18 protein-coding genes and 1 rRNA gene are annotated in these 23,960 nt (G+C 69.7%); 11 read left to right on the forward strand and 8 right to left on the reverse strand.

The genetic code is table 11. The annotated features are described in order from the left end of the window. Nucleotides 1-33 precede the first annotated feature (33 nt). The 3 genes from npdG to BMY74_RS05355 are packed head-to-tail and all read left to right on the forward strand — an operon-like array spanning nucleotide 34 to nucleotide 1,936. Nucleotides 34-699, forward strand: coding sequence for an NADPH-dependent F420 reductase (gene npdG, locus BMY74_RS05345; RefSeq protein WP_089910095.1), 666 nt, complete (start codon nucleotides 34-36; stop codon nucleotides 697-699). After that, nucleotides 699-1,460, forward strand: coding sequence for a helical backbone metal receptor (locus tag BMY74_RS05350; protein ID WP_089910098.1), 762 nt, complete (start codon nucleotides 699-701; stop codon nucleotides 1,458-1,460). The genes npdG and BMY74_RS05350 overlap by 1 nt, the downstream gene beginning before the upstream one ends. A 50-nt stretch (nucleotides 1,461-1,510) precedes the next feature. Continuing rightward, nucleotides 1,511-1,936, forward strand: coding sequence for an RICIN domain-containing protein (locus BMY74_RS05355; protein ID WP_089910099.1), 426 nt, complete (start codon nucleotides 1,511-1,513; stop codon nucleotides 1,934-1,936). Nucleotides 1,937-2,096: 160 nt separating this feature from the next. Here BMY74_RS05355 and pip read toward each other — a convergent pair whose 3' ends face one another. Beyond that, entirely contained in the window at nucleotides 2,097-3,038 is a 942-nt protein-coding gene (pip, locus tag BMY74_RS05360) for a prolyl aminopeptidase (protein WP_089910102.1), read from the reverse strand. An 18-nt stretch (nucleotides 3,039-3,056) separates the two neighbouring features. Between pip and BMY74_RS05365 the strand changes: the two genes are divergently transcribed. Beyond that, entirely contained in the window at nucleotides 3,057-3,914 is an 858-nt protein-coding gene (locus tag BMY74_RS05365; RefSeq protein WP_089910105.1) for a glutathione S-transferase family protein, read from the forward strand. Nucleotides 3,915-3,918: 4 nt separating this feature from the next. On the opposite strand, the gene panB is transcribed toward BMY74_RS05365, so the two are convergent. Then, nucleotides 3,919-4,773, reverse strand: a complete 855-nt coding sequence (gene panB, locus BMY74_RS05370) for a 3-methyl-2-oxobutanoate hydroxymethyltransferase (RefSeq protein ID WP_089910109.1) — start codon at nucleotides 4,771-4,773, stop codon at nucleotides 3,919-3,921. Nucleotides 4,774-4,897: 124 nt separating this feature from the next. On the opposite strand from panB, the gene BMY74_RS05375 reads away from it, so the two are divergent. Then, nucleotides 4,898-5,260, forward strand: coding sequence for a VOC family protein (locus BMY74_RS05375; RefSeq protein ID WP_089910112.1), 363 nt, complete (start codon nucleotides 4,898-4,900; stop codon nucleotides 5,258-5,260). Here BMY74_RS05375 and BMY74_RS05380 read toward each other — a convergent pair. Further along, entirely contained in the window at nucleotides 5,238-6,077 is an 840-nt protein-coding gene (locus BMY74_RS05380) for an alpha/beta fold hydrolase (protein WP_089910114.1), read from the reverse strand. The genes BMY74_RS05375 and BMY74_RS05380 overlap by 23 nt on opposite strands. Between BMY74_RS05380 and lysX the strand changes: the two genes are divergently transcribed. Next, nucleotides 6,039-9,341, forward strand: a complete 3,303-nt coding sequence (lysX, locus tag BMY74_RS05385) for a bifunctional lysylphosphatidylglycerol synthetase/lysine--tRNA ligase LysX (protein WP_089910118.1) — start codon at nucleotides 6,039-6,041, stop codon at nucleotides 9,339-9,341. The two genes, BMY74_RS05380 and lysX, sit on opposite strands and share 39 nt — an antisense overlap. A gap of 19 nt (nucleotides 9,342-9,360) precedes the next feature. Here lysX and BMY74_RS05390 read toward each other — a convergent pair whose 3' ends face one another. The 3 genes from BMY74_RS05390 to BMY74_RS05400 form a co-directional block, all read right to left on the reverse strand. After that, nucleotides 9,361-10,008, reverse strand: coding sequence for a response regulator (locus BMY74_RS05390; protein ID WP_089910121.1), 648 nt, complete (start codon nucleotides 10,006-10,008; stop codon nucleotides 9,361-9,363). 4 nt (nucleotides 10,009-10,012) lie between these two features. Continuing rightward, nucleotides 10,013-11,203 (reverse strand): sensor histidine kinase, encoded by a 1,191-nt coding sequence (locus BMY74_RS05395; RefSeq protein WP_089910124.1) that lies wholly within the window; start codon nucleotides 11,201-11,203, stop codon nucleotides 10,013-10,015. Between the two features lie 244 nt (nucleotides 11,204-11,447). Next, entirely contained in the window at nucleotides 11,448-13,160 is a 1,713-nt protein-coding gene (locus BMY74_RS05400) for an NAD+ synthase (RefSeq protein WP_089910127.1), read from the reverse strand. A 29-nt stretch (nucleotides 13,161-13,189) separates the two neighbouring features. Here BMY74_RS05400 and BMY74_RS05405 point away from each other — a divergent pair, with 29 nt between their 5' ends. Further along, nucleotides 13,190-14,752 carry an alpha/beta hydrolase gene (locus BMY74_RS05405; RefSeq protein WP_089910130.1) on the forward strand — a complete coding sequence of 521 codons (1,563 nt, stop codon included), beginning with the start codon at nucleotides 13,190-13,192 and terminating at the stop codon, nucleotides 14,750-14,752. After that, entirely contained in the window at nucleotides 14,752-16,275 is a 1,524-nt protein-coding gene (locus BMY74_RS05410) for an alpha/beta hydrolase (RefSeq protein WP_089910134.1), read from the forward strand. Before BMY74_RS05405 ends, BMY74_RS05410 begins: the two co-directional genes overlap by 1 nt. Here the strand turns inward: BMY74_RS05410 and BMY74_RS05415 are convergent. After that, nucleotides 16,230-17,744, reverse strand: a complete 1,515-nt coding sequence (locus BMY74_RS05415; RefSeq protein ID WP_089910138.1) for an MFS transporter — start codon at nucleotides 17,742-17,744, stop codon at nucleotides 16,230-16,232. The genes BMY74_RS05410 and BMY74_RS05415 overlap by 46 nt on opposite strands. Further along, a complete protein-coding gene (locus BMY74_RS05420; protein ID WP_177229567.1) occupies nucleotides 17,744-18,295 on the reverse strand; it encodes an LppX_LprAFG lipoprotein in 552 nt (183 codons plus the stop codon). Before BMY74_RS05420 ends, BMY74_RS05415 begins: the two co-directional genes overlap by 1 nt. A gap of 125 nt (nucleotides 18,296-18,420) precedes the next feature. Between BMY74_RS05420 and glnA the strand changes: the two genes are divergently transcribed. The 3 genes from glnA to BMY74_RS05435 all read left to right on the forward strand — a co-directional run. Further along, nucleotides 18,421-19,764: a type I glutamate--ammonia ligase gene (glnA, locus tag BMY74_RS05425; RefSeq protein ID WP_089910147.1), complete on the forward strand. Its 1,344-nt coding sequence runs from the start codon at nucleotides 18,421-18,423 to the stop codon at nucleotides 19,762-19,764. An 18-nt stretch (nucleotides 19,765-19,782) separates the two neighbouring features. After that, nucleotides 19,783-23,310, forward strand: a complete 3,528-nt coding sequence (locus BMY74_RS05430; RefSeq protein WP_143091452.1) for an FkbM family methyltransferase — start codon at nucleotides 19,783-19,785, stop codon at nucleotides 23,308-23,310. Between the two features lie 474 nt (nucleotides 23,311-23,784). Continuing rightward, nucleotides 23,785-23,960 (forward strand): 16S ribosomal RNA (locus tag BMY74_RS05435); the annotation flags it as partial.

The following is a 23,960-nucleotide window of genomic DNA, read 5'->3' on the forward strand; positions in this document are numbered from 1 at the left end:
CAGGCCAACACCGCCTCGTGTGAAGATGCAGGGGTGACTGACATTCGTGACCTCACCGTCGGCGTCCTCGGCGGTACCGGAGCCCAGGGCAAGGGCCTCGCCATCCGCTGGGCCAAGGCGGGCGTCAAGGTGATCATCGGCTCCCGCAGCGCCGACCGGGCCGAGGTGGCCGCCAAGGAGATCCAGGAGATCGCCGGCGGCGACGTGCGGGGTGCGGACAACTCCGACTGCGCGGCCGACTCCGACATCGTGCTGGTGGCCGTGCCGTGGGACGGGCACGGCGACCTCCTCACGGCCCTGCGCGACCAGTTGGCCGGCAAGATCGTCATCGACTGCGTGAACCCGCTCGGCTTCGACAAGCAGGGGCCGTTCGCCCTGCCCGTCACCGAGGGCAGTGCCGCGCAGCAGGCCGAACTGCTGCTGCCGGAGTCCCGCGTCACGGCCGCGTTCCACCACGTGTCGGCGGTGCTGCTGGCCGACCTGAGCGTGTCCGAAGTGGACATGGACGTCCTGGTCCTGGGCGACGACCGCGAGGCGACCGACACCGTCCGGGAACTGGCCGAGCTCGTGCCGGGCTTCCGGGGCGTCTACGGCGGGCGGCTGCGCAACGCGCACCAGGTCGAGGCGTTCACCGCGAACCTCATCGCGGTCAACCGCCGCTACAAGACCCACGCCGGTCTGAAGATCACGGGCGTCTGATGCTCCCCGCCGACGACCTCGGTGAGCCGGTCCCGCTGGACCAGCCGCGACGAGTGGTCAGCCTGGTGCCTTCGATCACCGAGGCCGTCGCGCGGAGCGTGCCCGACTCCCTGGCCGGTGCCACGGACTACTGCACCCACCCGGCCGGTCTCGACGTCCAGCGGGTCGGCGGGTCGAAGTACCCGGACGTCGACAGAATCCTCGGGGTGAAGCCCGACCTGGTCGTCGCCAACTCCGAGGAGAACCGCCCGGAGGACGTGGACCGGTTGCGCGCCAACGGGATCAACGTCTGGGTCACCGAGGCGCCGAAGACGGTGCCGATGGCGCTGGAGTCGTTGAGGCGGCTCTTCGCACTGGCCTGGGACCTCGAACCGGACTGGCTCACCGAGGCCGAGGAGCTGTGGCGCGACGCGAAACCGGCCGGGCTGACCGCGTTGATCCCCGTCTGGCGCCGCCCGTGGGTCGTCGTCGGCAGGGACACCTTCGCCACGGACGTGTTGCGCCGCCTGGGAATCGAGAACGTCTACGCGGACCACGAGGAGCGCTACCCGCGCCCCACCCTCGCCGAGCTCAACGAGCGGTGTCCAGACCTGGTCGTGCTGCCCGACGAGCCGTACGAGTTCACCCACGACGACGGCCCGGAGAGCTTCCCGGGGCTGCCGTACGTGCTCGTGAACGGCCGGCACCTCACCTGGTACGGGCCTTCGCTCGTGGAGGCAAAGCCTGCCCTGGAGAGAGCGCTCGACTACGGCCAGGGTTGACAACTCCGGGTGGATTCGCGAAACCCGGTGCGCTGCCAGGATTCTCGGCCATGGGGAAACTAGCCGCGATCATCGCGACAGCCGCCGCCACCGTCACGCTCACCGCCCTCCCGGCGAGCGCCGAACCCGTTGTCGTGTACCAGCTCGCGGGCAGCAACCGCTGCCTCGCGGACGCGAGTGGCAACGTCGTCCTGAAGCCCTGCGACGAGATCGACGACCAGCAGCGCTGGATCGTCCCGATCAGCGGCGGCGTCGACTGGCCGCACAACATCGCGACCGACCGGTGCCTCGCCGCGACCTCCGCCGGTGACGTGCTGACGCAGGCGTGCACGACGAGCGCCGGCCAACGTTGGCGCCGCACGACGTCCGGAAGCTCCTTCCAGTTCCGCAACGTCGGCACGAACAAGTGCCTGACGGCGACCGTCACCGTCGCGACCTGCACGACGGCGAGCGCGAAGTGGAACGCTCTGCGCTAGGGCGCGTGTCGAAGTCCGGTCCGCGACCGCCGGGCCCGAGGCGGCCCCTGGCGGCACGGCCGAAACGCCCACGTACAACACCGGTACGCGGCCGTTCCGGCCGCACCACCAGGAACCACCTCAAGCGCGACGTTCATCGAACCGGACTTCGACACACGCCCTAGTCCCGGAACCGGTCCGTCGCCTCCAGCAGGGCGGCCAGGATGCCGGGCTCGTCGTAGGCGTGCCCGGCGTCCGGCACTAGCACCAGTTCCGACCCCGGCCACGCCTTGTGCAGGTCCCACGCCGACACGGCGGGCGTGGCGATGTCGTACCGACCCTGCACGATCACGCCAGGAATGCCCTCCAGCCGCCCCGCGTCCCGGATCAGCTGCCCCTCCTCGAACCAGCCGCCGTGCACGAAGTAGTGGTTCTCGATCCGCGCGAACGCCAGCGCGTACTCCGGCACGGCGAACTCCGCCACGAGCTCCGGCCGGGGCAGCAACGTCACCGTCGCGCCCTCCCACGTGCTCCACGCGACGGCCGCCGGCCCGTGCACCGCGGGGTCGTCGGACGCGAGCAGCTTCGCGTACAGCTCGACGGGATCACCCGACAGCCCGGCCAACGGCGCCGTGAACCGCTCCCACAGGTCCGGGAAGAGCTGCGCCGCACCGCCGCGGTAGTACCAGTCCACTTCGGACGACCGCAGCGTGAAGATGCCGCGCAGCACCAGTTCCGAGACGCGGTCCGGGTGCTTCTGCGCGTAGGCCAGCGCCAGGGTCGAGCCCCACGAGCCGCCGAAGACCTGCCACCGCGAGATGCCCAGCGACTCCCGCAGCAGCTCCATGTCCGCCACGAGGTGCCAGGTCGTGTTCGTCGACAGGTCGCCGGACACGGACGCGTGCGGCAGCGAACGGCCGCACCCGCGCTGGTCGAACAGGACGATCCGGTAGGCGGACGGGTCGAACAGGCGGCGGTGCGACGGCGAGCAGCCGCCGCCGGGGCCGCCGTGCAGGAAGACGACGGGCTTGCCGGACGGGTTGCCGCACTCCTCCCAGTACACCTGGTTGCCGTCTCCGGTCTCGAGGTGTCCTGACGCGTGGGGCTCGATCTCGGGGTACATGGGCCTATCGTCGGACACATGGCGCAGTTCACGAAGGAGACGTCCACCACCGGCGCGTTCGTCCGGCAGCCCAACCGCTTCACCGCCCGGCCGGAACCCGAGCCGGGCCGCTACCGGCTCGTCGTCAGCCTCGCCTGCCCGTGGGCGCACCGCGCGGTCATCGTCCGCAAGCTCCTGGGCCTCGAAGACGCCATCTTCCTCGCCGTCGTCGACCCGATCCGCGACGAGAAGGGCTGGCGGTTCGCCGAGACCGACCCCGTGCTGGGCATCGACTACCTGAAAGAGGCCTACGACAACGCGGATCCCGGCTACGAGGGCCGCGTCACCGTCCCCGCGCTGGTCGACACGACCACGAAGCAGGTCGTCACCAACGACTACCCGCAGATCACCCTGGACTTCAGCCTGAAGTGGCGCCCGGAGAGCACCCTCTACCCGGAGCACCTGCGCGAGGAGATCGACGCCTGGATCGAGCCGATCTTCCACAACGTCAACAACGGCGTCTACAAGGCCGGTTTCGCCACGTCACAGGAGGCCTACGAGGAGGCGTACACGAACCTGTTCGCCGAACTCGACCGCATCGAGGCCCACCTCGCCACCCGCACCCACCTGGTGGGGGAGCAGCTCACCGAGGCCGACATCCGGCTCTGGACCACGCTGGTCCGGTTCGACGCCGTCTACCACGGCCACTTCAAAACGAACCGCAACAAGCTCACCGAGATGCCGAACCTGTGGGCGTACGCGAAGCGCCTCTACGCGCAGTTCGGGGACACGGTGAACTGGGACCACATCAAGCGCCACTACTACGTGACGCACCACCAGATCAACCCGACCGGCATCGTGCCGGCGGGTCCAGACCCGGAGGTCTGGACCCGCTAGAGGCTCAGTGGAAGGTGTGCTCGGGACCGGGGAACTGCTGCCCGCGCACCTCGTTGGCGAACTCGGTGGCCGCGCCGAGCATGATGTTGCCGATGTCCGCGTAGCGCTTCACGAACCGGGGCGCCTTGCCGCGGTTCAGGCCCATCATGTCCTGCCACACCAGCACCTGGGCGTCGGTGTCCGGACCGGCGCCGATGCCCACGGTCGGGATGACGAGGTCGTGCGTGATCTGCTTCGCGACCTCGGCGGTCACCATCTCCAGCACGACCGCGAACGCGCCCGCCTCCTGCACGGCCAGCGCGTCCTGCACCACGACGTCGTGGTTGTCGTGGCGGCCCTGCACGCGGTAGCCGCCGAGCGCGTGCTCGGACTGCGGGGTGAAGCCGATGTGCGCCATGACCGGGATGCCCGCGGCCGTGATCGCGCGGATGTGCGGCGCGAAGTAGGCGCCGCCCTCCAGCTTGACCGCGTGCGCCTGGCCTTCCTTCATGAACCGGACGGCCGTCGCGACGGCCTGCTCGACCGACACCTGGTAGGAGCCGAACGGCAGGTCGGCGACCACGAGAGAGCGCTTGACCGAGCGGGACACCGCACGCACCAGCGGTACGAGTTCGTCGACCGTCACGGGCAGCGAGGTGTCGTTGCCGAAGACGGTGTTCGAGGCGGAGTCACCGACCAGCAGCACGGGGATGCCGGCCTCGTCGAAGATCTGGGCGGTGAAGGTGTCGTACGAGGTGAGCATGGGCCACGCCTCGCCGCGTTCCTTCATCTCACGCAGGTGGTGGACGCGAACGCGCTTGGCGGGGGCCTTCTGGCCCGCTCCGGAGCCGTAGGGCGCGGAAACTTCGGCAGTGGTCATCGTCGACCGTTCCTTTCCTCGAGGCCCACGTCGGTGGGTCCCCGGGCGCTTGTGCACGGTTGCCGAAGTCCAGAGTGGCACCGTTGACCGGAAACGGAACGGAGATGCGGCTACCGTCACACGGGTGGCAGCACGAATCACAGAACTGGTACTCGACTGCACCGATCCCGAACGCCTTGCCACCTTCTGGGGGGAAGTCCTGGGCTACGAGGTGCTCGACCGCGACGACGACTCGGTGGAGATCGGACCGCCGGACAAGCGCACGACCCTGCTGTTCCTGCGCAACCACGACCGCAAGCTGCAGAAGCTCCGCCTGCACATCGACGTGAAGGCCACGGACCGCTCGCAGGCCGAGGAGTTGGAGCGACTCCTCTCGCTCGGCGCCACCCGCGTCGACATCGGCCAGGGCGAGGACGTGAGCTGGCACACCCTCGCCGACCCGGAGGGCAACGAGTTCTGCCTGCTCAGCGGTCGGGCAGACCCCTGAGTACTTCCCGGACGGCCATGACCACGGCGTCCGGCCGGTCCATCTGGATCATGTGACGGCTGCCGGGCACCGGCACGTTGCGTCCCCACGGCACGAGGGCGGCCAACGACCGGTGCTCCGGCCAGACCTTCCGTCCGGCCGTGAGCACGAGCCACGGCACACGGGGCAACGGCCGGCGCGTCCGCAGCCGTTCCAGGGTCGCCACCTGGCCGGGGTAGGACGCGAGCTCCCACAACACCGCCCGCCCGACACCGGGCCGCCGGTAGACCATCTCGACCAGGTCGGCGGGTGCGGGATCGGTGACGCCGAGCGTCGAGACCGCCGTCAGCAGGTTGCGGAACGAGTGCCCGTAGCGCCGCGTGATCCGGGCGCCGAGCCAGCGGCTGCCGAACGCCCGCACGCCCTGCGCGAGCACCGCCGACACGTCGAACGGGGCTCCCGCGCCCGGCGTCTCGGTGTCCGGGTCCAGCAGGACCACCCCGTCGACCCGGTGCGGCCGCAGCCGCGCGTAGGCCTCGACGTGCATCGACGCCATCGAGTGTCCGATCAGGACCGCGCTCGGCACCCCGCGCAGCACGGCGTCGAGCACCGCCACCTCCCGCGCGAGCGACGGCCCGCGCCGGGCGGGACCGCTCAGCCCGAGCCCGGGCCGGTCGAACACGATCACCCGCGCGAGTGGTGCGAGCAGCCGCACGGTCCGGTCCCAGTCGAACCACGCACCGCCCAGGCCCGAGCTGAGCACGACGACGGGTCCGTCGACACGCCCGGACGCCGCGACATGCACCCGCCCGGCGGAAGACGGGATCATGGCGGTCATCGGCTGACCTCGGGAGTGGTAGTGGCACCGGCGTGGAAGTGGAAGACCGCGGGGGCGATCGCGACGATCGTCCAGCTGGCCGGGGTGTTGTCGCTGCTCAGGGTGATCCTGCCCGAGGAGAGCTGGTTCACCGACGTCGCGGACGGCATCGGGTACTTCTTCGGTCTGCCGATCGACGGCAACCTGTTCATCGCCATGGTCTTCTTCGTCCTCGGCGCCGCCCTGCGCAGGCACAAGCGAGCGGCGCTGTGGACGCTGCTGCTGTTCCAGCTCCTGGGCCTGCTGCTGGTCGGGTTCATCATGGTCATCTTGGCCCTGGCGCCTGAAGAAGTCCTGGACGAGGGCGAGAAGCCGCACTGGGTGTTCCTCGGTGTCGGCGTCGCGACCTCGCTGGTGCTGGTGACGCTGCTGTTCGTGGTGCGCGACGCGTTCCCCGCCCGGCTGGCCCGCGGCGCGTGGCTGCGGGCGCTCGTGTCGTTCGTGGTGGGCATGATCGCGCTGATCGGCGTCGGCTGGGCCCTCACCGAGGTGTTCCCCGGGAAGCTGGTCGCGCAGACCGACAAGCTCGCGTGGGCGGCGAACCAGGCCACGGGTGAGGTCGTGCGGCTGGGCCGGCTCGACATCCCCGAGGGCCCGCAGTGGCTGAGCGTGGTGCTGGGCCTCGGTGGCGCGCTCGTCGCGGTCCGCGCGATGTACCTGTTCTTCCGCGGTGTCCGCACCCAGAGCATGATCACCCCCGAGCAGGAGCTGGACGTGCGCCGGCTGCTCGCGGCCGACGGCGAGCCCGACTCGCTGGGCTACTTCGCCACCCGGCGCGACAAGAGCGTCGTGTTCGCGGCATCGGGTCGTGCCGCCCTGACGTACCGCGTGATCGGCGGCGTGACGCTCGCGTCGGCCGACCCGATCGGCGACGAGGAGCACTGGCCCGAGGCCGTGCGCGCGTGGCTGGCCGAGGCGCGCACGTACGGCTGGATGCCCGGCGTGCTCGGCGCGTCCGAACGCGGTGCGCAGGTCTACTCCGACGCCGGGCTGAAGGCGCTGGAGATCGGGGACGAGGCGATCCTCGACGTCCGCCGGTTCGTGCTCGCCGGTCCGGAGCGCAAGGGGCTGCGCCAGGCCGTGTCCCGTGTCGAACGGGCCGGGTACACCACCCGCGTCCGCCGCCACAGCGAGATCGCGCCGGACGAGATGGCGTCCATCCTGGACCTGGCGGAGGCGTGGCGCGGTGCCGAGACCGAGCGCGGGTTCTCGATGGCGTTGGGGCGCCTGGGAGATCCGAGCGACGGCCGGTGCGTGATGGTCGAGGCCTACGACGCCTCAGGTGCGTTGCGCGGCCTGCTGTCGTTCGTGCCGTGGGGCCGTCGCGGGGTCTCGCTGGACTTGATGCGGCGCGACCGTGCTGCGGAGAACGGCCTCAACGAGTACATGGTCGCCCAGCTCGCGGCCGCCGCCGGACATCTCGGCGTGCAACGGATCTCGCTCAACTTCGCGATGTTCCGCGCGGTGTTCGAGGAGGGCGAGAAGATCGGCGCCGGCCCGGTGCTGCGGGCGTGGCGGAGCGTGCTGTCGCTCGCCTCGCGGTTCTTCCAGCTGGAGTCGCTGTACCGGTCGAACGCCAAGTACCTGCCGGAGTGGGAACCGCGTTTCCTCTGCTACCAGCGCTCGCGGTCGTTGCCGCGGGTCAGCATCGCCGCCGGTGTCGCCGAGGGGTTCGTGCCGTCGCTGCGGTCGTTGCGCAAGCGGGCGTTGCAGAAGACGGACGTCAGCGACGACTTCGCGGCCCGCGTGGCCGAGATCGACGCGATCCGGGTCGAGCCGAAGTCCGTGCGCAGGCCCGAGCAGGTCCGGGTGCGGATCGCGAAGGTCGAACGGCTCCTGTCGCAGGGCGTCGACCCGTACCCGGTCGGGTTCGCCCGCACGGATCTCCTCGCCGGGGCACGGGAACGCTTCGGCGAGGAGGTGTCGGTCACCGGCCGCGTGGTGGCGTTGCGGGAGATGGGCAGGCTCTGCTTCGCGCGGGTGCGGGACTTCAGCGGCGAGATCCAGCTGATGCTGACCGCCGACTCGCTGGGCGACGCGCTGGCGTCGTGGAAGTCGGACGTCGACCTCGGCGACCACGTCGGCGTGACCGGACGCGTGATCAAGTCCGACCACGGCGAGATCTCGGTGCTCGCGTCGTCGTGGACGATGACCGCGAAGTGTCTGCACCCGTTGCCGGACAAGCGGAAGGGTTTCACCGACCCGGAGGCCCGCGTCCGCCAGCGCTACCTCGACCTGGTGGTCAACTCCGACTCGGCGCACCTGCTGAAGCTGCGCAGCGACGTCATCCGCAGCGTGCGGGAGTTCCTGCACGCGCAGGAGTACCTCGAGGTCGAGACGCCGATGCTGCAGGCGGTGCACGGCGGCGCGAACGCCCGGCCGTTCGTCACCCACATCAACGCCTACGACATGCGGATGTACCTGCGGATCGCGCCGGAACTGTATTTGAAACGGCTCTGCGTCGCCGGTGTGGACCGGGTGTTCGAGCTGAACCGCAACTTCCGCAACGAGGGCGCGGACGCGACCCACAACCCCGAGTTCACGATGCTGGAGGCCTACCAGTCCTATGCGGACTACCGGGTCATGCTCGACCTCGTGCGCGCGTTGATCCAGCACGCGGCGCGCGAAGCGTTCGGCGAGGAGGTCGCACACCGGCCCGAGGGCGTCTTCGACATCTCGGGGGAGTGGCCGGTGGTTCCGGTCTACACGGCGGTCTCCTCGGCTCTGGGCGTTGAGGTCACCCCGGACACGTCCGTCACCGACCTGCGGTCGTTGCTGGGCGCGCGGGGCGTGGAGGTCAACGAGGACTGGGACCACGGCCAGCTGGTGCAGGAGGCGTACGACTCGTTCGTCGAGGCGAACACCGTCGGCCCGACCTTCTACATCGACTTCCCGACGTCGGTGTCGCCGCTGACCCGGCAGCACCGCGTCGACCCTCGCCTGGCCGAGCGGTGGGACCTGGTGGCGTTCGGCGCGGAGATCGGCACGGCCTACTCGGAGCTGACCGACCCGCTGGAGCAGCGGCGACGGCTGGAGGCGCAGTCGCTGAAGGCCGCGTCCGGTGACGTCGAGGCGATGGAGCTGGACGAGGACTTCCTGCGGGCGCTGGAGCACGGCATGCCGCCGACCGGGGGGCTCGGCATGGGCGTCGACCGGTTGCTGATGATGCTGACCGGCACGTCGATCCGGCAGACCGTGCTGTTCCCGTTCGTCCGGCCCCAGTGATCAGGCCCAGTGATCCGGCTCAGTGGTCCAGGTACGCCAGGACCGCTTGCACCCGGCGGTCGCCTGAGCCGTCCTCGCTGTTGAGGCCGAGCTTCAGGAACACGTTGCCGATGTGCTTGTGCACGGCTCCCGCGCTGAGGACGAGCTTCTCGCCGATGGCGGCGTTCGACAGCCCTTCCGCCATCAGTCCGAGGACCTCGCGTTCGCGCGGAGACAACACACTCAGCGCGTCGTCCGCCTTGCGCCGCACGAGGAGTTGTGACACGACCTCGGGGTCGAGCGCCGTGCCGCCGTTCGCGACGCGGTGCAGCGAGTCGAGGAAGTCCGCGACCTTGCCGACGCGTTCCTTCAGGAGGTAACCGACGCCGCCGTTGGTGCCGGCGAGCAGTTCGTGCGCGTAGCTCTGCTCGACCCATGCGGACAGGACCAGCACGGCCAGCTTCGGGTGCCGTCGCCGTGCCTCCACCGCGGCCCGCAGGCCCTCGTCGGTGAACGTCGGCGGCATCCGCACGTCGACGACGGCGATGTCCGGCTCGTGCTCGGCGACGGCCACCAGGAAGTCGTCCGGGTTGTCGGTCGCCGCCGCCACTTCGATGCCTTCGTTGCGCAGCAACAACGTCAGCCCTTCGCGGAGCAGGGCGTCGTCTTCGGCGATCACGATGCGCATGAGTTCACTTCCCCACAGGTAGCACGACGGTGAGAACGGTAGGGCCACCCTCGGGACTGCTCACTTCCGCGGTGCCGTCGAGCGCCGCGACCCTGCCGCGAATGCCGTCCAGCCCCGTCCCCTGCTTCTCGTCCGCGCCGCCCTTGCCGTCGTCGTGGACGACCACGGCGAGCCGGTCCCGGTCGAGGTTCAGGCTGACCCACGCGTGCCGGGCACCGCTGTGCTTGGCCACGTTCGTCAAGGCCTCGGCCACCGCGAAGTACGCCGCCGCCTCCACCGCCGCCGGCAGCCTGCCCAGGTGCTCGGCCGTGAGCACGCACGGCACCGGGCACCGCGCCGCGAGCGCCTGGATCGCGCCGTCCAGCCCCAGGTCCTCCAGCACCGGCGGGTGGATGCTGCGCACGACGTTGCGGAGTTCTTCGAGGGCGTCCCCCGCCGCGTCCTGCGCCCGCAGCAACGCCTGCAACGCGTTGTCGGGGTTCTGCTTGAGCGTCCGCTCCGCGATGCCGAGCATCATGACGACGCCGACCAGCTTGTTCTGCGTGCCGTCGTGCAGGTTCCGCTCGATGCGCCGCAGCTCGGCCCCGTGCGCCTGCAGCGCGGCGGCACGGGTGGCGACGACCTCGGCGAGCCGCTTCTCGAGCGACGCCTTGGGCGGCGACAGCATCTTGCCCGCCCACCGCGCGTCGAGGTTCGCGAGCTTCGGGAACTGCAGGACGACCAGCCAGAGCACGAGCGCGATGGGCACGCTCAGCAACGCCTTCGGCCAGGAGTCGACGTGGACGCCGAACGAGTTGTCGTTGCCGCCGGGGATCATCCACCACGTCAGCATTACGAACGGCTGCTGGATCAACGAGCCGGGGATCCCGATCGCGAGCGCCCCGAACACCGTGCCGAACAGGGCGTGCGTGACCAGCCACAACCCCTCGCGCCGGCTCTCCGGATCGGCCAGCACCCGCTGGGCCCGGTGCAGCCACGGCCCGTCGAGCGGCGGCGGTGACGGCAGCTCGACCCCGGTGTAGCGGGCGAGCCGCCGCCGGTCGAAGTCGACGATCCGGCGCACGTACGGCGCGGTGATCGGCAGCAACGGCAGGACCACCACCGACAGCAACAGGATGCCCAGCGCGAGCCACGAGGCGATGGCCGTCAACAGGCCGCTCGCCAGGTAGACGATCGCGGCCCAGATCCGTTTCATGCCGAGAAACCTAACGGTCCGACCTGGGGCGGCGCGGTACAGCAGGCTCCACTCTCGTCCCGGGAGCCCAGGCCACCGCGAGGGCCACCGGCCCTCGGCGGGAGGCGCTCGCGCGTCCCGACCGCGTCCGGCACACGAGAGTCAGCGCTCGCGCCACGCGCCGCCGTGCGCGGGGCGGCCCGCGATCCTCAGGCCTGGCACCGCCCGCCGTCGTCTCGCACCACCCGCGCGTCAGCCCGAGCCCTCAGCCCTCGCGCCACCCGTTCGTGATCGGCAGCCGCCGGTCCCGCCCGAACGCCTTGTTCGAGATCTTCGTGCCCGGCGGGTACTGGCGCCGCTTGTACTCGGCCTTGTCCACCATCCGCAGCACCCGGTCGACCAGCTCCGGCGAGTGCCCGGCGGCCAGCAGCGCGTCGTACCCGCGGTCGCAGTGCACGTAGTCGTCGAGCAGGGCGTCGAGGACCTCGTAGTCCGGCAGCGAGTCGGTGTCGACCTGGCCGGGGCGCAGTTCGGCCGACGGCGGCTTGGAGATCGAGTTCTCCGGGATCGGCGGGGTCTCGCCGCGCTTCTCCGCCTCGGCGTTGCGCCAGCGGGCGAGGTCCCAGACCAGCGTCTTCAGCACGTCCTTGATCGGGGCGTAGCCGCCGACCGCGTCGCCGTAGATCGTCGAGTAGCCCACGGCGAGCTCGGACTTGTTGCCGGTCGCGAGCACCAGGTGACCGTGCTGGTTCGACAGCGCCATCAGCAGCATGCCGCGGCATCGGGCCTGGATGTTCTCCTCGGCCAGGCCGGTCAGCTTGAGCTGCGAGACGTACACGTCGACCATCTCGCCGATCGGCTCGGTCGTGAAGTGCAGGCCCGTGCGCTCGGCCATGTCGGAGGCGTCCGACCGCGAGTGCTCGGACGAGTAGGAGGACGGCATCGAGACGCCGTAGACCGCGTCGGCGCCGAGGGCGTCCACGGCCAGAGAGGCGACCACGGCCGAGTCGATGCCACCGGACAGACCGAGCACCACGGATCGGAAGCTGTTCTTGTGCACGTAGTCCCGCAGGCCGGTGACCAGGGCGTGCCACACCTCGGCCTCGTCGGACAGCGGCTCGAACACGCGCGGCGCGGGCAACGGCTCGTAGGCCGGCACCGCGTCCGAGACGAACACGCGGCGCACGTCGAAGTCGCCGATCTGACCGGTCCGGTAGGTACCGCCGCCGGGCAGGTCGAAGTCGACGAACATCAGGTGCTCGACGAACTGCGGCGCGCGTCCGACGAGCGCGCCCTCGGCCGACACGACGAGCGAGTCGCCGTCGAACACCAGCTCGTCCTGGCCGCCGACCAGGTTGCAGTACGCGAGGGGCGCGTGGGCCTCGGCGGCGCGGCGGGCCACCAGCGGCAGGCGCAGGTCGTCCTTGTTGCGCTCGTACGGCGAGGCGTTGGGCGAGACCACGACGTCGACGCCCGCGTCACCGAGCGCGGTGATCGGGCCGCCGTCCTGCCACAGGTCCTCGCAGATCACCATGCCGACCTCGACGCCGTTGACGCGCACGACGTCGAGCGACGAGCCGGCCTTGAAGTAGCGGCGCTCGTCGAACACGCCGTAGTTCGGCAGGTGGTGCTTGAACTGCCGCGCGACGACCTGGCCGCCGTGCAGCACGGCCGCGGCGTTGCGCGGGCCGACGGAGTCGTGCTCCAGGTACCCGACGACGGCGGCGACGTCACCGAGCCCGGCCGCCTCCAGCGACCCCGCCAGCGCCTCCAGCGCCTCGGCGGACGCCCGTGCGAACGACGTGCGGATCGCCAGGTCCTCGACCGGGTAGCCGGTCAGCACCATCTCGGGGAACACGACGAGGTGCGCCCCGCCCTCACGGGCCTTGCGCGTCCAGTCCACGACCAGCGAAGCGTTGCCCCGAAGATCGCCAACAGTGGCGTTGACCTGGGCTAGCGCGATCCGAAGCTGCGGCATGCCCCCATCATCTCCCATACCATCGGACTGTGGTCCGTCTCTTGAGCGTGTTGCTCGTCATTCCGCTGCTCGCGTCCTGCACGTCGGTCATCGAGGGGACGTCCAAGCCCGGCGTCTCCTTCGAGTCCTCAGGCCCCGCCGGCGTCGTTCCCGCTGGTCTGGAGGAGTTCTACGGCCAAAAACTCGGCTGGGAGAACTGCGCTCCTTATGCCACCACCGGGTCCAGCAGGGACGCCTACGGCACCAAGCGCGACGTCGAGTGCACTCGCCTGAGGGTTCCCCTCGACTACAGCAAACCAACCGGCGACACGATCACGATCGGCGTGCTCCGGTACAAGGCGACCGGGCAGAAGATCGGCTCGCTGCTGACCAACCCCGGCGGCCCCGGCGCGTCCGGCATGGCGTCGGCCGCCGGCATGGTCTCGGAGTACCGCAAGACCGACCTCGCGGAGAAGTTCGACCTCATCGGGTTCGACCCGAGGGGCATCGGCGCGAGCGAACCGGCGGTCACCTGCCTCACCGGACCGGAGCGCGACGCCGAGCGCCTGGACCTCGACACGGACACTTCTCCGGCCGGAATCGCCCAAACGGAGCAAGAGAACAGGACGTATGCCGAGAAGTGTGCCGCCGGGACAAAATTCGGGGCGGCAATGCTCGCCAATTTGGGCACGCGGGACGTAGTTAAGGACATGGATGTCCTCCGCTCTGCGCTCGGCGACGCGAAGCTGAGCTACGTCGGGTACTCGTACGGCACACGTATAGGCACCGAGTACGCCGAGACCTTCCCCCAGAACGTGCGCGCGCTCATCCTCGACGGTGCCGTCGACCCCACCCAGGACCAGCTCGCGTCGCTGGTCGCCCAGGCCGCGGGCTTCCAGAAGGCCTTCGACGAGTTCGTGAAGTGGTGCCGCGGGAAGAAGGACTGCCCCCTCGGCGCCGATGCCAACTCGAGCTTCCGGCAGCTCACGACGCCGTTGATCCAGAAGCCGGTCGACGTCGGCGACCGCAAGCTGTCCTACAACGACGCCATCACCGCGGCGATCCAGGCGATGTACTCGGAGCAGTTGTGGCCGATCCTGCTCAACGGCCTGCAGGAGCTGAAGGCCGGCAAGGGCACGACGCTGCTGCGCCTCGCGGACGCCTACTTCGACCGCGACGACCAGGGCCAGTACTCGACCATCACGGACGCGTTCAACGCCGTGCACTGCGTCGACGACCCACGGCTGACGGACAAGAACGCGCTGTTGGAGACCCAGAAGAAGTACAAGGAGGCGGCGCCGTTCCTCGACGACGGCAACCCGGCCGGCGCGGCGCTCGACTCGTGCGCGTTCTGGCCCGCCCCCGTCACCGCCCGCACCGGCCCGCCCAAGGCCGACGGCATCCCGCCGCTGCTGGTCATCTCCACGACCGGCGACCCGGCGACGCCGTACGAGGCGGGCGTGAACCTGGCCAAAGCGCTCAACTCGCGCCTGCTCACTTTCGAGGGCGTGCAGCACACGGTCTTCCTGCAGGGTGACCGGTGCGTGGACGACGCGGGCGTGAAGTACCTGATCGACCAGACCTTGCCCGCTGACGGAACCCGGTGCGCCTAATGACGAAGAGGCGATCCCGAGTCACCGCGGCCTTGTTCGCCTTGATCGTTGTGCTCAGCACGTCCACCTCCTACGCGCGCATCGACGGCACGCCCGTCGCCGGCCGCAAGGGCATCGAGCGCTTCTACACGCAGGTGTTGGCGTGGGGCGCGTGCCAGCCCTACGCGACCGATGCGAAGAGCAAGGGGCTGTACGAGCGCGAGGGCATCCAGTGCGCGCGATTAGCGGTCCCCCTCGACTACGAGAAGCCGGACGCGGGGACAATCACCGTCGGACTGCTGCGCAGGCCCGCCACCGAGAAGGACCGCAGGGTCGGCTCCCTCGTGGTGAACCCCGGCGGTCCGGGCGGGTCGGGCATGGCGCACGTCGCGAACATGCAGGCGGGCAACCCGGTCGGCAAGCGGTTCGACGTCGTCGGGTTCGACCCGCGCGGCGTCGGGGCGAGCCAGCCCCGCGTCCAGTGCCTGACCGACGCGGAACGCGACGCGCAGCGGTTGCGGCCCAAGGGCGAGAGCGCGAACCAGACCGAGCAGGAGAACAAGTACTTCGTCGACAAGTGCGCCGAACGCAGCGGCATCGACCTGCTGCGCAACGTCGGCACCCGTGACGTCGTGCGGGACGTCGACGTGCTGCGCGCCGCGCTGGGGGAGAAGAAGCTGAGCTACCTCGGCTACTCCTATGGCACGCGCATCGGCACGTTGTACGCCGAGATGTTCCCTCGCAACGTGCGCGCGATGGTGCTCGACGGCGCTGTGGAGACCAACGCCGACAAGGTGGCCGCGTCAGCGCGTCAGGCGCAGGGCTTCGAGGAGTCGTTCAACCGCTTCGCGGGCTGGTGCGCCCAGCGCGACTGTCCGATCGGGAGGGACACGGCCACGGCCGAGTCGAAGTTCCGCCAGATGATCGAGCCGCTCAAGAAGGCCCCGCTGCAGGTCGGCGACCGCAAGCTGTCCCACTCGGACGCGAACACCGCCATCATCCAGGCGATGTACACGGACCGGCTGTGGGAGACCGCCTACAAGGGACTGCAGGAGCTCAAGCAGAACAAGGGCACCACCCTGCTGCAGCTCGCCGACCAGTACCTCGGCCGCGCCCAGGACGGCACCTACAGCCGCATCCAGGACGCGTTCGTGGCCATCCGCTGCGTCGACGAGCCGCCGATCAAGGACCGCGCCACCCTGGAGTCCAACCGTCGGAGGCTGTTGGAACTGCTGGGCAACGACACCGTCCCCACCGACGAGACGGCGCTCGGCCCGTGCGCGTTCTGGCCGGCCCCGCACACGTCGGAACCGCACCCGCCGATCGTGAACGGGCTGCCGCAGGTGCTGGTGGTGTCGACGACCGGTGACCCGGCGACGCCCTACCAGTCCGGCGTCGACCTCGCGCAGGCCCTCGGCGCACGACTGCTGACGTACAACGGCAACCAGCACACGGCGTTCCTCGCGGGCATCGGCTGCGTGGACGGCGTGGGCACGAACTACCTGGTCGACCTGAGGCTGCCCGAGACGGATTCGATCTGCTGAGCCCGACCGGGGAGGAAGACCGATCCCAGCGCTCCGAACGCGCAGATCACCGCCGTGATCAGGAAGATCTCGTGGTACTCGGTGAGCAGCGCCTCGGTGAGCCCGCGCTGGTACTCGGCCATCTGCCGCTGGAACTCAGCGGGTTCGACGCCGAACGGCAGCGGCGTGTTCAAGCCTGCCGTGAGCTCGCGGAACCGGTGCAGTCCCCACGCGGACAACGCCGCCACTCCGACGAGCATGCCCGTCATGCGCGCGACGACGACGAACGCCGACGCCACGCCGTGACGCACTGACGGGACGACGCGCAGCACAGCACCGGACAACGGCGCGATGACCAGGCCCAGCCCGAAACCGGCGATGGCCAGGTCACGCGTGAGCACGAGCCCGCTGACGTCCGCGGGCCACTGCGCGATGAACACGTACGACACCGACGCCAGCGCGAGCCCGCCGAACGACACCCAGCGGTCGCCGATCCGCGACGCGAGGAACCCACCCAGCACGGCACCGACCGGCAACGCGATCAGGAACCGCGTCAGCAGCGTGGCGGCGGACGCGGAATCCCGCCGCAACACCGTCTGCGCGAACAACTCCACGTCGACCAGCGTCACCATCAACGCCGCCCCGGCCGCGAGAGAGACCCCGAGAACGGCCCAGAACGGCCGCCACTGCACACCCTCGGGATCGATGAGCCGCACGGCACTACGGCGTTCCCACAAGAAGAAGGCACCCAGCACGACGAAGGCCGCCGCCAACGTCGGCCAGCCCCACGACGGCAGCACCGATTCGGCCGGAGTCGGGTTGTAGAGCGCCACGACCAGCAACGACAGCGCGGCGGCGAGCAGAACGCCGCCCACGACGTCGATGCGCACCTCACGCCGTGTGTTCGGCACGGTCCGTTGCACGATCACCATCGCGATGACCGCCAACGGGATGTTCACCCAGAAAATCCACCGCCAGCTCTGCGGCTCCCACGCCTCGAACAACGGCAGGGCGTTGAACAGCGACGCCACCGCGATGCCGTACAGCGTGCCGAGAACAGACCCCAGCTCCTGAGCGGCACCCACGGTCCCGAGAGCGGCCGACCGCCGGTGCTCCTCCCACAGGTCCGCGACCAGCGCCATCGTCACCGGCAGCAACGCGCCACCGGCCAGGCCCTGCACCACGCGCCCGAGGACGAGCAACGGCACGTCAGCGGCCAACGCCGTGATGACCGAGCCCACCAGGAACCCGAGCAGCGAGACCTGCAGCACGAACCGCCGCCCGAGCCGGTCCGACAGCTGCCCGAGCAGCGGCATCCCCGCCACGTACCCGAGCAGGTACCCGGTGACGATCGGCGTCGCCTGCTCCAGCTCGTTCACCGCGATGCCGAGATCACGCACCATGTCCGTGAGGACGCCGACGACGACGTACGCGTCGAGGGCCCCCAGCAGCACAGCCGCGCCGGACGCGGCGAGAGCGACTTTCCGCATTACGCGGGCGCTGTCACGGTGACGGGCTTGTCGAAGTCGGTCAGGCCGATGTCGACCTTCTGACCACCGGGGAGCTCGAACAGCGCGCTCTTGAGCTTGTTGTCGCTCCCGACCGAGAACGTCGACTTCACGTCCGCGGAGATGCCCGGCACCAGCCCGGCCGCCACGTCCTTCGGCACCGTCGCCTCGACCACCGACACGTCACCGGACGACTTGGTCTTCGCGTCCTTGGCGCTGCTCAGCACCTTGGCCACGCCCTTGTCCGGGTTCAGGATCGCGGACGGGTCGTACACCTGCCCCGCGAACGCCGCCGGCAGCTTCGTGAACCCGCCCGTCGGGCCCTTGAAGTGCAGGTTCCCGCCGGTCAGCACGTACTCGACCGACAGCAGCTGCCCGCCGAACGTGACCTTGGCGGTGCCCTTCGAGTCCCCTGCGGAGGTGAGGTCGCCGTCGGCGTCCTTCACCGGCACGTCCGGCAGCTCGCCGTCGACCTTGATGGTGAAGTGCACCGTCTTGACCGACTTCATCGACTCGGCCGATTTCGAGAGCAAGGTCGCACCATCGGGGAGATCTCCCCCGGAGGTGCAGCTCGTGAGCAGGGCGAGTGCGCAAACCAACAACCAACGTGCCGACATGCGTTGATCGTAGAGACTCCAGAGCCCTTAAGCTGCGCACTATGGACCGCCAGCAGGAGTTCGTGCTCCGCACGCTAGAGGAACGCGACATCCGGTTCGTCCGGCTCTGGTTCACGGACGTCCTGGGCTTCTTGAAGTCCGTGGCGGTCGCACCGGCCGAGCTCGAGGGTGCCTTCAGCGAGGGCATCGGGTTCGACGGCTCCGCGATCGAGGGCTTCGCCCGCGTCTACGAGTCGGACATGGTCGCGAAGCCGGACCCCGGCACGTTCCAGGTGCTGCCGTGGCAGACGCCGGAGGGCACCAACTACTCCGCGCGCATGTTCTGCGACATCACCATGCCGGACGGCTCCCCGTCGTGGGCCGACCCGCGCCACGTGCTGCGCCGCACGCTGTCGAAGGCGAGCGAGGCCGGCTTCACCTGCTACGTCCACCCCGAGATCGAGTTCTTCCTGCTCAAGGGCCTGCCCGGTGACGGCAGCGAGCCCGAGCCCGCGGACAACGGCGGGTTCTTCGACCAGACCTCGCACGAGACCGCCACGCACTTCCGCCGCCACGCCATCGAGGCGCTGGAGGCCATGGGCATCTCCGTCGAGTTCAGCCACCACGAGGGAGCGCCCGGCCAGCAGGAGATCGACCTGCGCTACGCCGACGCGCTGACCATGGCGGACAACGTCATGACGTTCCGCTACCTGGTGAAGGAGGTCGCGATCACGCAGGGCGTGCGCGCCTCGTTCATGCCCAAGCCCTTCTCGGACCAGCCGGGCTCGGGCATGCACACCCACTTCTCTCTGTTCGAGGGCGACCGCAACGCCTTCTACGACGAGGAGGACCCGTACCAGCTCTCCGACATCGGCAAGCAGTTCGTCGCGGGCATCCTCAAGCACGCGCGCGAGATCTCCGGCGTCACGAACCAGTGGGTCAACTCCTACAAGAGGCTGATCGTCGGCGGTGAGGCCCCCACGGCCGTGTGCTGGGGTCACGCGAACCGCTCCGCACTGGTCCGCGTGCCGATGTACTCGCCCGGCAAGTCGTCGTCGCGCCGCGTCGAGGTCCGCTCGCTCGACTCCGCGTGCAACCCGTACCTGGCGTACTCGGTCATCTTGGCCGCCGGCCTGCGCGGCATCGAGAAGGGCTACGAGCTGCCGCCGCCCGCCGAGGACGACGTGTGGTCGCTGACCGACCGCGAACGCCGCGCCGCGGGCTACGCGAACCTGCCGCAGAACCTCGGTGAGGCGCTCACCGAGATGGAGAACTCCGAGCTGCTCCCCGAAGCGCTGGGCGAGCACGTCTACGACTTCTTCCTGCGCAACAAGCGGACGGAGTGGGACGCGTACCGTCGTAGCGTCACCCCGTACGAGTTGCGCACACTTCTTCCCATGCTGTGAGGCATTCACGTGCTGTCCGTGACTGAGGTACCCGAGTTCCAGCCGACGATCTGCGCGTGCACGGTCGCCACGGCGGCCGAGCTGCCCGCGGTCAAGGTCCTGTCCAGCTCGTTCCTCGCGGAGCACCCCGAGGGCCGGTTCGTCGCGCTGGTCGTCGACGCGCAGCCCGAGCACTCGGGACCGGGACTGATGACGCCGCTGGACATTGGTGTCGACGAGCACGACCTGTACGTGCTCGCGACCTCGCTCGACGCCTCCGAGCTGAAGGCCGCCATGGTGCCGAAGCTGCTGGAGGCGTTGCTGCCGCAGGGCATGCCCGTGCTGTACCTCGACCCGTGGGTGCAGGTGTTCGGGTCGCTGACGAAGCTCGTGCTGGAGGCGTTGCAGAACGCGCCGGTCGTGCTGCTGCCCCGCACGTTGCGGCCGCTGGCGGCGGACGGGCTGCAGCCGGGGCCGTCCGACCTGCACGACCAGGGCGCGTTCGACCCCGGCTTCATCGCCGTGGGCAAGGGCTCCGAGCCCTACCTGACCTCCCTGGACATGCCGGCGATCGTGCCGCACCACGTCGTGCGGGACGCACGGGTCGGATTGTCCGTGTGGAACGTCGCCGACCGGCCGTTGCACCGCACCGAGTCCGGCTCTCTCGCCGTGGTGGGTCAAGACCTGCTGACGGTGCACTTCCGCGGATTCGACCCACGTCGCCCATGGCTGCTCTCCGCCGATTTCGCCGAACGTCCCCGTGTGCTGCTCTCGGAGCACACGGAAGTCGCCGAGCTCTGCCAGGCCTACCGCGCCGAACTGGTGCGTCACGGCTGGTCCGTCGCACCCGTGCCGTACCGGTTCGACGCGTTGATCGACGGGACGTCCATCCCGTCCGAGCTGCGCGCCGACTACCGCGCCTCCGCGCTCACACCGCCGCCGGCGTTCGGCGAGGACGGTGGGGGCGGGTTCCTCATCTGGGCGTGCGAGCCGACCGAGCACGGTGGCACGCGGTGGGCCGACGCGGTGTGGCGTGCGGATCCTTCTTTGCAACAGCAGTTCCCGGCGCCGTTCGGGGCCGACGCGGACGCGTGGCGCGAGTGGTGCGCCGGGGTCGGGGTCGCCTCAGGACGGCTGCCCGCGCCCGCCGTGCCGCAGCCCCGGTCGGAAGGCCCGGCGCTGCTCGACCAGCTCGGCGTGTCCGTCGTGGGGTCGGGGCCGGTGGCGGAGCTGATGCTCGCCGCCGCCCGCGCGTCCGGACTGCCCGTGTCGACCGATGGCGGTTATCCCGTCGTGGTGCGTGCATCTTCCGACGAGGTGCCTCCGGGCCGTTTCGTCGTCGAGGTCGCGTTGGACGCCACCGCTGCGGACGACCGCACGGGCGTGAACGAACTATGGCTTTCTTCGGACGTGTCACGTGCCGCCGCTGAACGCATCGGCGGGCCCATCGTGCGTGTGGTCCCAGTACCCGTGCACGACACCGGTGCGCGTGAGCACGAGACCGGCGAAGTGGTGGTGTTCGCGGCGATAGCGGACCACGAGCTCGACAGGCCCGGCAACGTGCTGGGCGCGGTGTCGGCGTTCCTGACCGCGTTCCCCGACCGGACGGACGTGGAGCTGCGGATCGCCGTCTCGGGGGCGTTCGACCACCCGGAGGCGGCCGAGCGCCTGCGCCTCGCCACCGCGTCCGACCAGCGCATTTCCCTGGTGGAAGACCTCGACGTGGCCGAGGTCGCCGATGCCGTGGTGTCGTTGCACCGCGGCGGGGCGGACGACCGGATCGCGCTGCGCCTGGCCGAACTGGCCGTGCGGGGCGTCCCCGTCGTCGCGTCGGACCACGGCGCCGTTGCCGAGCTGTTCGGCAAGACGGCGGTTCTCGTGCCGTGCCACCAGGGTGCCGAACCGGACGTGCAGGCCGCCGCGAAGCTGCTGCGTTCCCTGGCCGACGACCTGCCCACGGCCGTGGCGCTCGGTGCGGCCGGACGTGAGCACGTCTTGTCCGTGCGCTCGGTTTCGCGCGTGGCCGAGATCCTGCGCGAACGCGTCGAGCACGCGTACCGGGGATGGCGGGCCCGCCGGCCGAAGCCGAAGGCCGAGGTCGACCCGATGCTCGCCCTGCAGTCGGCCAAGCACGCTTTACTGAGGCAACCGACCGTCGACGGCCCGAGCCGCACGCCGATGGCACCCGCGCTGCGCAAGGTCGTGCTGCGCGCGCTGGACCACTACGACAACCACATGCGCCAGGTGCTGCACACCCTGATCGACGGGGTCGAGCGCACGGTGTCCGAGCTCGTGAACAGGCAGGACGCGCTCAAGGCCGGTGTCGGTGCCGGCGAGCTCGAACTGCTCCGCGCCGAGATCGAGCAGGTCGCGGCGCGGCAGTCGCACTTCTCCGACCAGCTGGTCGGCGTGGACGACGGGGTCGTGCGCGTGCGCGCGGACATGGCCGGTCAGGGCCGCCGGCAGCGCGACGTCGAGGACGCCGTCGTCGCCGAGGCCGCCAAGCGCGCCAAGTCCGACGAGGTGCTCGCCGAGCGGATCGACAAGCTGACCGTGGCGCTCGACCGGACGCTGGACCGGATCGACAGCCTGGAGTCCAAGGTCGTCGAGGTCTTCCGCGAGCGCGACTCGCGCCTGGACGTCGCCATCCGCGCGGCCAACCACGCCCAGCAGACCGCGGATGCACTGCGTCGCGTGGTGGTCCGTCAGCACGAGGCCTCGGGCGACGCGCCCGAAGTGCGTTCGTCGTTGGTGTTGTGCGACGCGGGCATGATGCGGCTGCCCTCTGACGACGCGTTCATGCTCCCGCTGTTGTCGTCCAACGGCGTGTGGGAGCCCGACCTGGCCGAACTGCTCGACTCGGTGCTGGAGCCGGACGGGATCTTCCTCGACGTCGGCGCGTACGTCGGCTACCACTCGATTCGCGTGTTGTCGCGCCTCGGGCTGATGGGCGCCGTTGTCGCCGTGGAGCCGGACGCGTCCGCGGCCGCACTGCTGCGGCACAACGTCTCGGCGAACCTCCCCGCCGCGGTCGCCTCCCGGCTGACGGTGGTCGAGGGTGCCGCGTGGGAGAGCGCGGGCGAGCTCGCCGCTTCGCCGACGTTGACCGGTGGCGTGTCGGTGGCGCCGCTGGCCGAGGACGCCGGCGAAAACGTGGCCCGCGTTCCGGCCGTGCGCCTGGACAAGGCGCTCGAGGACATCGCACTGGTGCAGGGCATGAAGCTTTCCGTCGTGCGCGTCGACACGCCTGGACGCGGGCATCGCGCTCTCGCGGGACTCGTCCGGTTGTTGCGCCGCGACAGGCCGCACGTGTTCCTCGAGTTCTCGGCGACCGCGACCACGGACTTCGGTGACGATCCGGTGACGGTGCTCAAGGAGTTCGGCGTCTGGGGCTACGACCTGGTGCCGGTGGCGACGCGTCAGCCCGCCGCGCCGGACCAGATCGTGCGGGCGATGGAGGGACTCCGTTCCATCACCCTGTGGCTGCGACCGCGTCCAGTCGGCGCCAAGCCGGCTGCTCCGGCGCCGTCCGTGCCGATCAAGCAGCCCGCTGACCAGGCGATTTGACTTTGATCGTCCCCGTGCGTAACTTTCTCCAGGTCGCAAGCGAGACCCCCGGAACGAGCGGTTGACACCGCGAATCGGGCCGGGTAGAGTTTCACGGCGTCAAACCCCCAGAAGTAAATGAACGGCCTAACGTGCTGTCCGGGATCTGAAAATGACCCCGATTTGACACCGGGAAAGCCACTCAGATAACTTCTGAACCAAGCAAAAACTGAATGCGAAGCGAGTTTGCGCCGAGCTGAAGAAGCCGAAACGGCCGATTTGACAAAGCGAAAACGAACGAGCTAAGCTTTCAACACAAGCCCCGAGAGAAAGCCTCCGGAAACGGAGACTGGAACCGGTGAGCGCGTGTTCTTTGAGAACTCAACAGCGTGCCGAAACACAGCCAGTAATATGAATACCCCTCGTCGGGGTATTCCTTTGAGATGCAAGACCAGATTGCCAGACATATTCCGTCTGGAGCGATCACAACGATCCTTATTGGAGAGTTTGATCCTGGCTCAGGACGAACGCTGGCGGCGTGCTTAACACATGCAAGTCGAGCGGTAAGGCCCTTCGGGGTACACGAGCGGCGAACGGGTGAGTAACACGTGGGTAACCTGCCCTGTACTCTGGGATAAGCCTTGGAAACGAGGTCTAATACCGGATACGAC

The sequence above is a fragment of the Lentzea albida genome (genome assembly GCF_900111005.1).
GTDB lineage: Bacteria > Actinomycetota > Actinomycetes > Mycobacteriales > Pseudonocardiaceae > Lentzea > Lentzea albida.

Bases quoted from the DNA above. Each gene is read 5' to 3' on its own strand.
- BMY74_RS05350 (WP_089910098.1), top strand. From the start codon at position 699: ATGCTCCCCGCCGACGACCTCGGTGAGCCGGTCCCGCTGGACCAGCCG.
- BMY74_RS05355 (WP_089910099.1), top strand. From the start codon at position 1,511: ATGGGGAAACTAGCCGCGATCATCGCGACAGCCGCCGCCACCGTCACG.
- pip (WP_089910102.1), bottom strand. From the start codon at position 3,038: ATGTACCCCGAGATCGAGCCCCACGCGTCAGGACACCTCGAGACCGGA.
- BMY74_RS05365 (WP_089910105.1), top strand. From the start codon at position 3,057: ATGGCGCAGTTCACGAAGGAGACGTCCACCACCGGCGCGTTCGTCCGG.
- panB (WP_089910109.1), bottom strand. From the start codon at position 4,773: ATGACCACTGCCGAAGTTTCCGCGCCCTACGGCTCCGGAGCGGGCCAG.
- lysX (WP_089910118.1), top strand. From the start codon at position 6,039: ATGCACCCGCCCGGCGGAAGACGGGATCATGGCGGTCATCGGCTGACC.
- BMY74_RS05380 (WP_089910114.1), bottom strand. From the start codon at position 6,077: ATGACCGCCATGATCCCGTCTTCCGCCGGGCGGGTGCATGTCGCGGCG.
- BMY74_RS05390 (WP_089910121.1), bottom strand. From the start codon at position 10,008: ATGCGCATCGTGATCGCCGAAGACGACGCCCTGCTCCGCGAAGGGCTG.
- BMY74_RS05395 (WP_089910124.1), bottom strand. From the start codon at position 11,203: ATGAAACGGATCTGGGCCGCGATCGTCTACCTGGCGAGCGGCCTGTTG.
- BMY74_RS05400 (WP_089910127.1), bottom strand. From the start codon at position 13,160: ATGCCGCAGCTTCGGATCGCGCTAGCCCAGGTCAACGCCACTGTTGGC.
- BMY74_RS05410 (WP_089910134.1), top strand. From the start codon at position 14,752: ATGACGAAGAGGCGATCCCGAGTCACCGCGGCCTTGTTCGCCTTGATC.
- BMY74_RS05415 (WP_089910138.1), bottom strand. From the start codon at position 17,744: ATGCGGAAAGTCGCTCTCGCCGCGTCCGGCGCGGCTGTGCTGCTGGGG.
- glnA (WP_089910147.1), top strand. From the start codon at position 18,421: ATGGACCGCCAGCAGGAGTTCGTGCTCCGCACGCTAGAGGAACGCGAC.